The sequence below is a fragment of the Methylocystis sp. Uni0008 genome, from assembly GCF_056838045.1.
The window spans coordinates 239384-251592 of record NZ_JBXEJH010000002.1 but is presented as its reverse complement, the minus strand read 5'-3'; the positions used below and the strand labels follow the sequence as shown (position 1 = coordinate 251592).

Here is a 12209-nt window from a genome sequence, read left to right as displayed (position 1 = left end):
ACTACGCCGGCATAATGTTTTTCCGACAGATGAATATATACGGCTCGACCGCTCCCTGTAAGGAGGAATGCGATTACATCTTCCTCGCCGCTGACGAGATGCGTGCCCGTCTGCTCGTAGGCGATCGTCCACCAGTACCTGATTACCAGCGTGCAGATCGGCAGCAAAGTCTCCGTTGATGCCGGCGGCTCGATGGCCGACATATTCAGCGTCGTTCGTCCCTTGCGGCCCGGTATGAACCGTCTGTGGTGCAACCAGCTCATCAATCCGGGCAAGCTGGCCGACGAGGCGAAGACGGAGCGGGAACGGAAAGGGCAGCGCTATATCGACGATGACGAGGTTGTCGCGCCGAGCGTTATCACGTTGAATGCCGTGGGGGCGGCGCATGCCTGTGATGATTTCCTGCTTTACATAACGGGCTTGGGGATCCTGACTTGTCGCTGGATTTTGCGCGCTATAACAGCCGCGCGCGGAATATGTCCTTGTCGGCGCCACGAACCGATCCAGATTGCCCCGAGTGCGGCTGCTCTCCCGGTGGCCGTCTGGGTCACGGCAGCACCGGGCCTGATCTACCGCTCTTTGCCGGTTAAAAGCGCGCCTCCCGCGCACCGGGAACGGGCTCTACGGCCGCTGCGAAGCCTGCCGTCTCCGCCCCTGCGGGTGACGATCCCTGGCGAAGTAAGGCCGGGGCCGGGGGCTCTGCCCCCGCCCTGGGCACGCGTTCTTCCGGACGGTCAGGGCTGCATAGGCGGCAGGGCGGCGCGCCCCGCGCCGCCCTGCAACCCGACCCGCCGCTAACACCTACCGACCCGGCGCCCTGCATTTTTGCTAAGTCTGACTTAGCATTTCCGCTCCCCGTCAAACTGGCAGGCCCTCAGAGGGCCGTTGCCGTGCGAACCGCACAGCCGTTGGTCAGAAGAATCGTCCCGAACGGGATGTTTTTTGGAAACTTGTGGGGGCCGCCTCTGATAATCATCCCGATCGGTTCTTTTTTATGGATTCTAAATAGGTTGGGCTGGTATATCGTCCCGATAGGGATGATTTATGCAAACGATCATAGACGCTAAAAGCCTCGGCACTCTTATCCGTGAAGAGCGCAAGGCACAGAAATTGACGCAGGAACAGCTCGCCGGGCTGACCGGCGTGGGCGTTCGCTTTGTGCGGGAACTCGAAGCAGGCAAGGACACCTGCCAGCTCGGTCGTGCCTTACAGGTGGCCGCAGCGCTGGGCCTGACCGTATCCGTACGCAGCCGCCGGGAGAGCGCGCCATGACGCATCTGCTGGATGTCTGGTTCGCTGAAACAAAGGCAGGCGCCCTCAGTCAGGACGACGGCGGCGCCCTCAGCTTTTCTTATGACCCTCAATACCGCGCGGCCAAAGAGCCGCGCGCGATTTCGTTTTCAATGCCGCCGCAGGACGCGCCGTACGCAGACCGGGTTGTCCGTCCGTTTTTCTCGGGGCTTCTGCCGGACGAAGGCGCCCGCCAGCGTCTTGCGGGAGCGCTCGGGATTTCAGCAGGCAATGCTTTTGGCCTGTTGGAAGTGATCGGCGGAGAATGTGCCGGCGCTCTGTCGCTCTATCCGGCGGGACAGATACCACCCGCGCCGGATGACGACGGCGTCGAAATTCTCAGCACAGAGCGGCTCGAAGAAATAATCGGCAAGCTGCGCGACCGCCCCTTGCTGGGAGGCGAGGAGGGTGTGCGCTTGTCCCTCGCCGGAGCGCAGGACAAACTTGCCGTCTGCGTCGAGGGAGAGGAAATCGGGCTCGCCAAAGGCGGGCGACCGACCACCCATATTCTGAAGCCCTTCATGCAGGCGCTCGAAGGAACCGTGGAGAACGAACTATTCTGCCTCCGCCTCGCGGCGCGTCTAAAACTTCCCGTGCCTGCCGTGCAGATGCGCCGGGCCGGCAACGTCTCATTCCTGCTCGTTGAGCGCTATGACCGGCGCCGGCATGAAGATGGCTCCATCACCCGCCTGCACCAGGAGGATTTCTGCCAGGCGTTGAGCGTCCCGCCGGAGCTCAAATATGAGGAGGAAGGCGGACCGGGCACTTTGGCTTCGCTCGGTCTGATCGACCGCGCCACCGCGCGTCCGGCCGCCGACCGCCTCAACTTCATCCGGATGATGATTTTCCACTACCTCGTTGGCAATGCAGACGCTCACGCCAAGAACTATGCGCTGCTCTATCGGGGGCGCGTACCTGATCTCGCGCCGCTTTATGATGTCGTATGCACAGCTGCCTATCCGCACCTCGCGAAGAAACTCGCCATGGCGATCGGGGACCGGGCCGTTCCGGACACGATCGACTTGAAGCAGTGGTTGACGCTTGTGCCGGAGACTAGAGGCGCACAGCGCCTGCTTGTGAAGGATATGGGTGATATCGCAGGGCAGATCAGGGCCGAAGCGGACAGGCTTGTCGTGGAGCTGAAAGCCGAGGGCATCTCACACGACATACTGAAAGAAGTACGCGCCGTTATAGAGACTCGCGCGACGCATCTGCTCCAGGTTTGTGATCGAGCCTAAGCAGATCGTGACGAATGATGATTAAGACCATTCAGGGGATAGCACCGGGAGTATCGCGACGAAGCGGCGAAGGCAGCCCTCGCTGCGTTTCGTGACGCGGTGAAACCCATATACGGCGCATCGCGACCTCATGATCGCGAGCCTTTTTCAGCTTCATGCCGCTGGTTCGCACACGCCGCAAGCCGCTCGCTCGCTACGGCGCTATGAAAAGCGCGCGTCGCGAACGGCTTGCTCCCACCCAGCTACACCATCACTGGGGACACGACCCAAAACGCGCTCAAAAATATCTGGCAAACGCTTCAGTGAGCAGTGATTCCATTTCCGGAGATCTCTTTCCATAGCGCGGCCAGGCGAATCCATCTTGATCGCTGTGATTTTGGGCGGGGTAATGCTGTTGCTGCAGCATTGAGGGCTCGCCATACCTCCGACAAAGTTCGTCTAATCGAGGCTCGATCTAATCCCGGCCAAAGCGAGTGAAACACGGTGATGCACAAAGCGACCGTGACGCCCAGGAGAGGCTACAATGAACTATAGAACCAAGATGGGAATTGCCTTGGGGATTGCGGTTTCTGCCGGGGCTCACATCATTTATGCTCGCCTTGCTCCTGCTGGCGCTGGCGGGGTTTCTAATTATCTGGGGTAAAGAACCCAAGCGCACGGAGGCATTTGTGGAGGGGTTGCCCTTCGGCAATTATGGCGCGCCGAGAAATATCCAGAGAAAGCAGGGCGCGAAGCTGACCCAGATTGCAAGCAACGCGCCGAGCATTCCCAACCAGAAGGGGCGGCAAGTCGCCTAGCGAGCGAAACGCCGCCATAAAGCCCACGAACTGCAAGACCATGGCCAGCGCGCTAGGCGTCGTTTCCGCCATGCCGAGCTCATTGAGCATCTCCGCAGGCGTCAGCTAGTGATGGGTTTTGATGGCCCGCTGCGCGACATAGGCGAGGACCGCGTATGCTCCGCCAAAGCTCGCGACAGCCATTTTGCTGAAAAACACCGCAATTTGGCAGAAGACGTCCCCGCGACCGGCAACAAACGGGATCGCGGCGACTGGGACTAACCATGTAGATGGAACAGGCGTTGCGGTTTTGCCAAACGCAATGACCGCGTCGCACCATAAAGCCATCGCTAACACCATAGAACGACCTGTGATGTTTCTGCATCACTCCCCAGAAAATGACACAGGCGGGACAGCGTCCCAATTAATCGGCTTGACGAAAAAATCGCGTTCAATGCTTACTGTCAGCGACGGTTCCCCCAAAAGGGATCTAAAGGGAATGCGGTGCGCGCTCATTCGCGCAATGCCGCTGCTGCCCCCGCAACTGTGAGCGGCGAGCCAAAGACCAATATGCCACTGGAGCCATCTTCCGGGAAGGCGGCCTTTGAGCGACGACCCGCGAGCCAGGAGACCTGCCGTCACTCGTGGTTACGCGCGATAGCGTCGGGCGGGGTGCACCGATGCGGGCAAAGCCTATCGTGGTAGGCGTGGCCCTTCGCAGTAACGGTCCACGTCTGCTGCGAGCGTTGCAATGCCTGTTCATTCAGTCTGGGCTCGCTTCCTCGCTGCGACATGCGCGGCGCTGTATCCTTTAACCGCACTGGCTCAAACCGCGCTTCCCACGATACAAGTCGGCGGGCATCGGACCGCCCCGGCAGTCCATTCTCATGCGCCAGGGACGGGACGAATACGCGCTCATGCGGCGCCGCAGCCCCCTCGCGCTTCGCCCGTCATCTCCGCAGTCGGTGAGCAGGGACCCAAAACGCCGCCGATCACGGCGGCGAGCGAGCAGTTCTTCACCGGCAAAGAAGTGAACGCGCTGCCCTTCGCTCGCCCCGGCGACGCGCTGGAGATCGTTCCCGGCCTCGTCGTCACCCAGCACAGCGGGGAAGGCAAGGCGAACCAGTATTTTCTCCGCGGCTTCAATCTCGATCACGGCACTGATCTGGCGCTTTATCTCGACGGCATGCCTCTCAATATGCGCACGCATGGCCATGCCCAAGGCTATGCCGACAGCAATTTCCTGATTCCCGAACTCTTGTCTTACGTGCTTGCCCGCAAGGGGCCCTACGACGCGCAGGACGGCGACTTCTCTTCGGCCGGCTCGATCTACATGCAATACAAGGATACGATCGAGAGAGGCTTCTATCAGCTGACCGGCGGCAGCTTCGCCTATGCGAGAGTTCTTGCCGTCGCGCCCTACCGGGACTTCGCCGGCGGCTCCGCCTATGGCGCGGTCGAGGCGCAATATTACAATGGCCCTTGGGAGCGCGGCGACAACATGCGTCGCATCAACAGCGTGTTGCGTTGGTCGCGCGGCACGCAGGACGACGGCGCCTCCGTGACTTTCATGGGCTACGCCAACAAATGGTATGGAACCGACCAAATTCCGCTTCGCGCCGTCAGCTCCGGGCTATTGTCGATGTGGGGCACGATGGACCCAACCGCGGGCGGCGCGACGACGCGCTTCTCGCTCTCATCCCGCTGGAGTCAGATTGAAGGCGATCACGCCACACGCGTCGAGGGTTATGTCGTCCATTCGACCTTGGACCTCTACAGCAACTACACCTATTTCCTGACGCATCAGAATTTGGGCGACCAGATCCGCCAGTTCGACTACCGCACGATCGTCGGCATCAACGCGCAGCATGCGATCAGATGGGCCGACCTCAATGGCGCACCAGTCGAGACCCGCATCGGTTGTCAGGGACGCTACGACGACATTCGTCTCGGATTGCAGGAGAGCGTCCGCCGCCAACTCTATGACACGCTCAGCAACAACGCCGTCGGCGAAGGCAGCATCGGCGTCTGGACCGATACCACGGTGCGCTGGACGCCCTGGCTGAAGACCGTCACTGGGGCGCGCTTCGACTATTACAATGCGGACGTCCGCTCGCTTCAAACGCTGCTCGATGCCCCGAAACTCGCGACGAGCGCCGGCTTGCCGGCCTTTCTGCTCACTGGCCCGTTCAATCAAGGCGTCAAGAGCGCGGCGCTGTTCAGTCCGAAGGCCTCGATCATCGTTGGCACTTTCTACAAGACCGAATTATTCGCCAATTATGGAGAAGGCTTCCATTCAACCGACGCCAGAGGCACAGTGCTGCGATACTCCACATCGGAACTCGCAGATAGCGACGGCTTCGTTCAGGCGGCTTCGATTCCGTTGCTCGTTAAATCGCGCGGGGCGGAGATCGGCGCCCGCACCAAATTCCTGGAGGGGCTCGATTCCAGCGTCAGTTTGTTCTGGCTCAATCTCGAATCAGAAAACCAGTTCGTCGGCGACAGCGGCACGACCATTTTCGGTCGCCCCAGTCGAAGATATGGGATCGAATTCGTCAACAGATACGCCCCGAACCACTGGATCAGATTCGATGGCGACGTCGCGCTCGTTCATGCGCGCTATCGCGGCGTCGACCTGGCGCAGACCTTGGCATGGCTCGATTTGATTACGCCGGCCGCATTGCCCTACGGGACGTTTCTCGGCAATGCGCCCGGGAATTATCTGCCGAACGCCATAGCGGTGACGGCGATGGGGGGATTGGAGCTGGGGGAGGCGACCGGATGGTTCGGCGCTCTCAAATATCGCTACTTCGGGTCAAGAGCTTTAACCGAAGACGGCTATTTCAATTCGCCGGCCACTGGCTCGTTGAACGCCAGACTGGGTTATCGATGGGCGGACGGCTGGCGGCTGCAGTTCGACGCGTTCAACGTTTTCAACTCCCGCTCCGATCAAATCACTTTCGCATATGGCTCGCTGCTGCCGAACGATCCGCTTTACCTCCAATGCGCTTCCGGCGTCGCGCCCGCGCAAGTCTGCAGCGTCGGAGTCATGGACCGCCATTTCAAACCACTCGAGCCCGCAGCCGTGCGCGTTACGCTGGCAGGGCCGCTGAACTTTGAACAACCGATCAACGTACTTCCTGACTTCGCCGAGTCTCTCTCTCAGCTACCGTAGGCATCGGCGCAATGAATGAGAGATTCGATTTTTCGTAATTTTTTGCACAGCTCGGCAGGCTTGACCCACCATATATTTCCATCATATTAGAAATATGGAAAAGCAGGGAGCCATCGCCGCCCTTGTCGCGCTCGGTCATGAGACGCGTTTGGATATATTCCGCCTGCTTATGCAGGCGGGACCCGACGGGCTTCCTGCGGGGCAAATCGGCGCACGGCTGGGGCTTCCGCCCGCAACTCTGTCTTTTCACCTGAACCAACTCAAACACGCGGACCTCGTGACCTTCCGGCGGGAAGGTCGGTCGCTGATCTACTCTGCGGCCTATCCGGTCATGAACGCGCTGCTTGCCTACATGACCGAGAATTGCTGCCAAGGCGCAACCGCCTCTTGCGGATCCGCAGCTGCTTCAACTTGCCAGCCAAAGGAACGTCATGAAACGTCTGCACGTGCACGTGTCCGTTGATGACCTTTCGGGGTCAATCCGGTTTTACACCGCGCTTTTCGGGTCTGAGCCGACAGTCGCCAAACCCGATTATGCGAAATGGATGCTCGACGATCCGCGGGTGAACTTCGCGATTTCAGCGCGAGGCGGACAGGCTGGCGTCGATCATCTCGGCATTGAGGTCGAGACTCCCGAAGAGCTGAAAGAAGTCTATGGACGCCTGCAGCAGGCGGAGCGGCCTGTGCTGGAAGAAGGCGCGACAACATGCTGCTACGCTCAGTCAGAGAAGGCTTGGACCTCCGACCCGCAGGGGCTCTTGTGGGAGTCCTTCCTGACTACCAGCGAAAGTACGATTTACGGCGACGACGTGGCGCTTGTCGGATTCCGCAGCAGCGCTGTGAAGGAGGAGTCCTCCCCCTGTTGCGGCGCGAAGCCTGCGCCGATTGAAGCCGCCTGTTGTTCTGGAGCGGGAGAAAGCCAATGACTGACCATGTCTACAACGTCCTCTTTCTCTGCACCGGCAACACGGCGCGCTCGATCATGGCGGAAAGCATCCTGCGCAGGGATGGCGCCGGCCGTTTCAATGCGTTTTCGGCGGGCAGCCACCCCAAAGGGGTCGTCAATCCATATGCGATCAAAACGCTCGAGGAATATGGCTATCCGACAGAAGGATTCCGCTCGAAGAACTGGGAGGAGTTCGCCGGAACTGACGCGCCGAAAATGGATTTCGTTTTCACCGTCTGTGACAACGCCGCCGGCGAGGTCTGTCCGATCTGGCCGGGACAGCCGATGACAGCGCATTGGGGCGTCGAGGACCCGGCGGCGATTGAAGGAACGGAGATCGAAAAAATAAAAGCGTTCAATGATGCATTCCGTTACCTCAGGCTCCGGATTTCTTACCTGCTCGCAACGCCCATCAAGCGACTCGACAAATTGGCGCTCAGGGATCGTTTGCGTGAGATCGGCGAGCTTGAAGGCGCAAGTCACGGTCACAAAGCGGATGCCTGAACGATGACCATCACCATCTATCACAACCCCGCCTGTGGCACCTCGCGCAACACGCTGGCGATGATCCGCCAGAGCGGCGAAGAGCCGGTGGTCATCGAATATCTGAAAGATCCGCCGACGCGCGAGCGACTTGTCGAGTTGCTCAAAGCCATAGGCATTTCAGCGCGCGATTTGTTGCGCCAGAAAGGCACGCCCTATGACGCGCTCGGCCTCAGTGATCCAATGTGGACGGAAGAGGAATTGATCGGCTTCATGCTCGAACACCCGATCCTCATCAACCGCCCGTTAGTCATAACGTCGAAGGGCGTGCGGCTGTGCCGTCCCTCGGAGACCGTGCTCGATATTCTCCCTAATCCCGACATTGGCGAATTCACCAAGGAAGATGGCGAAGTCGTCGTCGGCAGAGCCGCTCAACCTCAATCCTGAAAGGACGAATATGACGACCATTCAAGTTTTTGATCCCGCACTTTGTTGCAGCACCGGCGTCTGCGGCGTCGAAACCGATGAGGCGCTTGTCACCTTCGCCGCTGACGTGGACTGGGCGAAGCAGAACGGCGCGCGCGTCGAACGTTTCAATCTCGCCCAGCAACCCCTGGTTTTTGCTGACAACGCCACGGTGAAGGGCTTTTTGGAACGGTCGGGACAGGAAGCCCTGCCGCTGATCCTCGTTGACGGCGAAATTGCGCTTGCCGGGCGTTACCCGAGCCGCGCCGAATTGGCGCGCTGGGCGGCGGTAAAGGAGATCAATGAAGCGAAACAGGGATGTTGTAGCGGCGCGTCGTCCTGTTGCTGAGGGTGCGCAATGAAATTTCTTGAGCAGCCTCCGCGCTTCCTCTTTTTCACCGGCAAGGGCGGCGTGGGCAAAACCTCGATTGCCTGCGCGACGGCGATAGAGCTCGCTGAAGCCGGCCGCCGCGTGCTGCTCGTCAGCACCGATCCGGCGTCGAATGTCGGGCAGGTATTCGGGGTCAGCATCGGCGACAAAATCACGGCGATTCATGCGGCGCCGAACCTTTCCGCGCTGGAAATCGACCCGCAGGCCGCCGCGCAAGCCTATCGTGACCGCATCGTCGGCCCGGTCCGCGGAAAGCTACCGGAAGCCGTAGTGAAGGGCATCGAAGAGCAGCTCTCGGGAGCCTGCACGACCGAAATCGCCGCTTTCGATGAATTTACGGCGCTGTTGACGGACACGGCCGTCACGGCGGGATACGATCACATTATTTTCGACACGGCGCCGACCGGACACACCATCCGCCTGTTACAACTGCCCGTCGCGTGGAGCGGCTTCCTTGAGGCGGGAAAGGGCGACGCCTCCTGCCTCGGCCCGCTCGCCGGTCTGGAAAAGCAGCGCGCGCAATATAGCGCCGCCGTTGGCGCTTTGGCCGACGGTCAGCGCACGCGCCTGATCCTCGTCGCACGTGCGCAAAACTCTGCGCTACGCGAAGCCGCGCGCACGCATGAGGAACTAGCGGCTATCGGGCTTCGACAGCAATTTCTCATCGTGAACGGTCTGTTGCCGAAGGAAGAGGCGGCGCTCGATGAGCTCGCCGCCGCCCTCTACGCGCGCGAGCAGGCCGCTCTGGCGGCAATGCCCGGCGCCCTGCGCAGCCTGCCATGCGACTATGTGCCTTTGAAGCCGTTCAATCTCGTTGGAATTGATGCGTTGCGTCAGCTCCTCGTTGAGACGCCGCCGCACCTGGACGCCGCTGTCGGCGAACCGGTCGAGATGCACGCGCCCAGCCTCTCGGAACTGGTGGACGGCATCGCCGCCGATGGTCATGGCCTCGTCATGCTAATGGGCAAGGGCGGCGTCGGCAAAACAACGCTGGCGGCAGCGGTCGCCGTCGAACTGGCGCATCGCGGCCTGCCGGTTCACCTCACAACTTCCGATCCTGCCGCACACCTTGCCGAAACGCTGCATGGGTCACTGGATAATTTGACGGTGAGCCGCATCGACCCGCACGCCGAGACTGAACGCTACCGGCAAGAGGTGCTGAAGACGAAGGGCGCGAAGCTCGACGCGCAGGGGCGCGCCTTGCTCGAAGAAGATTTGCGCTCGCCCTGCACGGAAGAAATCGCCGTCTTTCAGGCCTTCTCGCGCATCATCCGTGAGGCGGGCGAGAAATACGTGGTCATGGACACCGCGCCGACGGGTCACACCCTGCTGCTGTTGGACGCGACGGGGGCCTATCATCGCGAGGTCGCGCGGATGCTGGACGCAAAGCGGGCGCATTACACGACGCCGATGATGCAGCTTCAGGACGAGCGCAGAACCAAGGTTCTGCTCGTGACGCTCGCGGAAACGACGCCCGTCCTCGAAGCGGCAAATCTTCAGGCGGACTTGCGTCGTGCGGGCATTAAGCCTTGGGCATGGGTCATCAATAACAGTATCGCGGCGGCGCGCCCGCATTCTCCCTTGTTGCAACGGCGCGCCAGGAACGAACTGCATGAGGTGGAGAAAGTCGCAACGGTCCATGCGCGCCGCTACGCTGTCGTGCCGCTGTTGAGCGAAGAGCCAGTCGGCGTGCCGCGTCTTCTCGAACTGGCGGGCTATGCGACCGAACCCGTCTGAAATGCCATTGGAAGTCGAGCATCATGAGATGAAGCCACAACCCTCGCCGGTAATCCCGCGATAGGAAACGCGCCCGCTATGGGCGTCTTCGAGAGTGGTACCTGACGCTCTGGGTCGCGCTCTGCATCGTGGCGGCGTCGTCTTTGGTCAGGCCGTGCCTGACGTTTTCCACGCATTGGCGGCTCTACGATCGTCGAGGTCAATCTGCCCGTCGCCGTGCTGTTCTGGCTGATGATTATCCCGATGCTGCTCAAGATCGATCTTGGCGCCCTGGGGCAGGTCAAGGAGCATTGGCGCGGGATCGCGTGACGGTTCGGGACTAACTGGCTGGTGAAGCCCTTCTCCGTGGCGCTGCTCGGCTGGATCTCATCTCTCACCTGTTCAGGCCGTTCCTGCCTGCTGACCGAATCGACAGCTATATTGCGGGCCTGATCCTGCTGGTCGACGCGCCGTGCACGGCCATGGTCTTCGTCTGGTCGAACCTCGTGGATGGCGAGCCGCATTTCACGCTGTCACAGGTTCCCGCCGCCGCCCGCCGTGGCGTCGGCAGGCGTCGCTCTGGCTCATCTTTGGGAAGAATATCGCGGCCCCATCCAGACGGGTTCAGCTACAGCTGGTTCTGCGATCGCAGCGCCGTCTTCAAGAGCCGACTTCGCCCGCCTATGCGGCAGAGCCATGCCGCGGGCGAAAAACCTTTCGTCGATTTTACCGGCGACGACCGTCGTCGTCGATCTGATGACCGGCGAAATGCGGCCGATGAAGCTGTTCGTCGCGGTCATGGGGGCGTCGACTATATTTTTGCGCAGCCGCGGGCCACGAACAGATCGCCGACTGGATCGGCGTCCACGTCGACCTCTTCGCTATTCTCGGCGGCGTGCCGAAGTTCGTCGTTTGCGACAATCTGAAGGCGCCGGCACCAACCCGGATCGTTATGAGCCGGGTCTGAACTGCAGCTATCTCGAATTCGCCGATCATCACGGCGCGGCGATCCTGCCTGCGCGTGCCCTTAATAACCGGCGCACCGCACCTGATTCCTGGGATGCTGTCGATCCAGGCGTCGCGTAGACATCGTCCCACGCCCGAACTTTGTGAGCGAACCAGGCCGGTGGTTCCCTTCGGGCGTTGTGTCATGCGGCTTTGTCGGAGCGGCTTGGACGCCGGCGGGTCACTGTCCTCGCAAGACCCGCCTCCTTGATCACCAACGCCGGATCGCGCGCAAGAATTCGCACCAACATTCCGGCGGCGCCCGAGGGAGATCGCTCTCCGCTTTCCCACTTGCGCACTGTCCCGAGAGACGCCCCGGTGACCTTTGCAACTTCCTCCTGCGTCAGGCCTGCCCTAAGACGCGTTTCCGCGACGAACGAGCGATCGACCTTGACGCGATGTTATCGCGCGCTTGGGCTTTTCTGAACTTTTTTGCGTAAGCCAGGGCGTCTTCGAGGCCTGCAATCAGCTTACCGAAATCCTTGCCGTCCATACCGCTACCTCCCGGACTGGGCGCGAATTGCCGTGGTGAGCGCCGTCGCCGCTTCGCGTTGTCTGGAGTCGAGATCACCCTGCACATTCTTGGCGTAGACCGCGATGATGAACACCGGCATGTCTGCGTCGTGGGAAAAGGTGATGAGTAGCCCACCACCTTCCGCGGCCCTTCAGCGGACTTCGAACTTTTCGCAAGCCGCCTGTGCCTGAGATCACGTCTTCTGCTTGA

The 12209-nt window shown here is 60.8% G+C and carries 12 protein-coding genes, 3 pseudogenes and 1 riboswitch; of the genes and pseudogenes, 12 read left to right on the top strand and 3 right to left on the bottom strand.

The features are described from left to right. Positions 1 to 150: 150 nt before the first annotated feature. The 3 genes from AC0X69_RS21060 to AC0X69_RS21050 all read left to right on the top strand — a co-directional run bounded on the left by AC0X69_RS21060 (position 151) and on the right by AC0X69_RS21050 (position 2528). The gene (locus tag AC0X69_RS21060) at positions 151 to 798 is read left to right on the top strand and encodes a hypothetical protein (RefSeq protein ID WP_482613548.1); all 648 of its coding nucleotides are present in this window, start codon (positions 151 to 153) and stop codon (positions 796 to 798) included. A 246-nt stretch (positions 799 to 1044) separates the two neighbouring features. Next, on the top strand, positions 1045 to 1272 hold the full coding sequence (locus AC0X69_RS21055) for a type II toxin-antitoxin system Y4mF family antitoxin (RefSeq protein WP_482613547.1): 228 nt from the start codon (positions 1045 to 1047) through the stop codon (positions 1270 to 1272). Then, entirely contained in the window at positions 1269 to 2528 is a 1260-nt protein-coding gene (locus AC0X69_RS21050) for a type II toxin-antitoxin system HipA family toxin (protein ID WP_482613544.1), read from the top strand. The genes AC0X69_RS21055 and AC0X69_RS21050 overlap by 4 nt, the downstream gene beginning before the upstream one ends. A gap of 694 nt (positions 2529 to 3222) precedes the next feature. Here the strand turns inward: AC0X69_RS21050 and AC0X69_RS21045 are convergent. Continuing rightward, a pseudogene (locus tag AC0X69_RS21045) lies at positions 3223 to 3589 on the bottom strand (chromate transporter); the annotation flags it as partial. Positions 3590 to 3758: 169 nt separating this feature from the next. Continuing rightward, positions 3759 to 3958: riboswitch (cobalamin riboswitch) on the top strand. A gap of 97 nt (positions 3959 to 4055) precedes the next feature. On the opposite strand from AC0X69_RS21045, the gene AC0X69_RS21040 reads away from it, so the two are divergent. The 9 genes and pseudogenes from AC0X69_RS21040 to AC0X69_RS21000 all read left to right on the top strand — a co-directional run. Next, the gene (locus AC0X69_RS21040) at positions 4056 to 6479 is read left to right on the top strand and encodes a TonB-dependent receptor (RefSeq protein WP_482613542.1); all 2424 of its coding nucleotides are present in this window, start codon (positions 4056 to 4058) and stop codon (positions 6477 to 6479) included. A gap of 94 nt (positions 6480 to 6573) precedes the next feature. After that, a complete protein-coding gene (locus AC0X69_RS21035) occupies positions 6574 to 6942 on the top strand; it encodes an ArsR/SmtB family transcription factor (protein WP_482613540.1) in 369 nt (122 codons plus the stop codon). Further along, positions 6911 to 7405 (top strand): ArsI/CadI family heavy metal resistance metalloenzyme, encoded by a 495-nt coding sequence (locus AC0X69_RS21030; protein WP_482613538.1) that lies wholly within the window; start codon positions 6911 to 6913, stop codon positions 7403 to 7405. Before AC0X69_RS21035 ends, AC0X69_RS21030 begins: the two co-directional genes overlap by 32 nt. Further along, on the top strand, positions 7402 to 7929 hold the full coding sequence (locus tag AC0X69_RS21025; protein WP_482613537.1) for an arsenate reductase ArsC: 528 nt from the start codon (positions 7402 to 7404) through the stop codon (positions 7927 to 7929). Before AC0X69_RS21030 ends, AC0X69_RS21025 begins: the two co-directional genes overlap by 4 nt. A gap of 3 nt (positions 7930 to 7932) precedes the next feature. Then, the gene (gene arsC, locus AC0X69_RS21020; RefSeq protein ID WP_482613536.1) at positions 7933 to 8355 is read left to right on the top strand and encodes an arsenate reductase (glutaredoxin); all 423 of its coding nucleotides are present in this window, start codon (positions 7933 to 7935) and stop codon (positions 8353 to 8355) included. 10 nt (positions 8356 to 8365) lie between these two features. Further along, positions 8366 to 8722: an arsenite efflux transporter metallochaperone ArsD gene (arsD, locus tag AC0X69_RS21015; RefSeq protein WP_482613535.1), complete on the top strand. Its 357-nt coding sequence runs from the start codon at positions 8366 to 8368 to the stop codon at positions 8720 to 8722. A 9-nt stretch (positions 8723 to 8731) separates the two neighbouring features. Continuing rightward, positions 8732 to 10501, top strand: coding sequence for an arsenical pump-driving ATPase (gene arsA, locus AC0X69_RS21010; protein ID WP_482613533.1), 1770 nt, complete (start codon positions 8732 to 8734; stop codon positions 10499 to 10501). A gap of 101 nt (positions 10502 to 10602) precedes the next feature. Then, positions 10603 to 11022: pseudogene (locus AC0X69_RS21005) on the top strand (arsenic resistance protein); the annotation flags it as partial. A gap of 46 nt (positions 11023 to 11068) precedes the next feature. Then, positions 11069 to 11503 (top strand): annotated as a pseudogene (locus AC0X69_RS21000) (IS21 family transposase); the annotation flags it as partial. A gap of 125 nt (positions 11504 to 11628) precedes the next feature. On the opposite strand, the gene AC0X69_RS20995 reads toward AC0X69_RS21000, so the two are convergent. Beyond that, positions 11629 to 11832, bottom strand: a complete 204-nt coding sequence (locus tag AC0X69_RS20995; RefSeq protein WP_482613856.1) for a helix-turn-helix domain-containing protein — start codon at positions 11830 to 11832, stop codon at positions 11629 to 11631. Beyond that, a complete protein-coding gene (locus AC0X69_RS20990) occupies positions 11829 to 11978 on the bottom strand; it encodes a hypothetical protein (protein ID WP_482613532.1) in 150 nt (49 codons plus the stop codon). The genes AC0X69_RS20995 and AC0X69_RS20990 overlap by 4 nt, the downstream gene beginning before the upstream one ends. Between the last annotated feature and the right edge of the window lie 231 nt (positions 11979 to 12209).

Coding starts and splice junctions, on each gene's coding strand:
- AC0X69_RS21055 (WP_482613547.1), top strand. CDS start 1,045: ATGCAAACGATCATAGACGCTAAAAGCCTCGGCACTCTTATCCGTGAA.
- AC0X69_RS21050 (WP_482613544.1), top strand. CDS start 1,269: ATGACGCATCTGCTGGATGTCTGGTTCGCTGAAACAAAGGCAGGCGCC.
- AC0X69_RS21040 (WP_482613542.1), top strand. CDS start 4,056: ATGCCTGTTCATTCAGTCTGGGCTCGCTTCCTCGCTGCGACATGCGCG.
- AC0X69_RS21035 (WP_482613540.1), top strand. CDS start 6,574: ATGGAAAAGCAGGGAGCCATCGCCGCCCTTGTCGCGCTCGGTCATGAG.
- AC0X69_RS21030 (WP_482613538.1), top strand. CDS start 6,911: ATGAAACGTCTGCACGTGCACGTGTCCGTTGATGACCTTTCGGGGTCA.
- AC0X69_RS21025 (WP_482613537.1), top strand. CDS start 7,402: ATGACTGACCATGTCTACAACGTCCTCTTTCTCTGCACCGGCAACACG.
- arsC (WP_482613536.1), top strand. CDS start 7,933: ATGACCATCACCATCTATCACAACCCCGCCTGTGGCACCTCGCGCAAC.
- arsD (WP_482613535.1), top strand. CDS start 8,366: ATGACGACCATTCAAGTTTTTGATCCCGCACTTTGTTGCAGCACCGGC.
- arsA (WP_482613533.1), top strand. CDS start 8,732: ATGAAATTTCTTGAGCAGCCTCCGCGCTTCCTCTTTTTCACCGGCAAG.
- AC0X69_RS20990 (WP_482613532.1), bottom strand. CDS start 11,978: ATGGACGGCAAGGATTTCGGTAAGCTGATTGCAGGCCTCGAAGACGCC.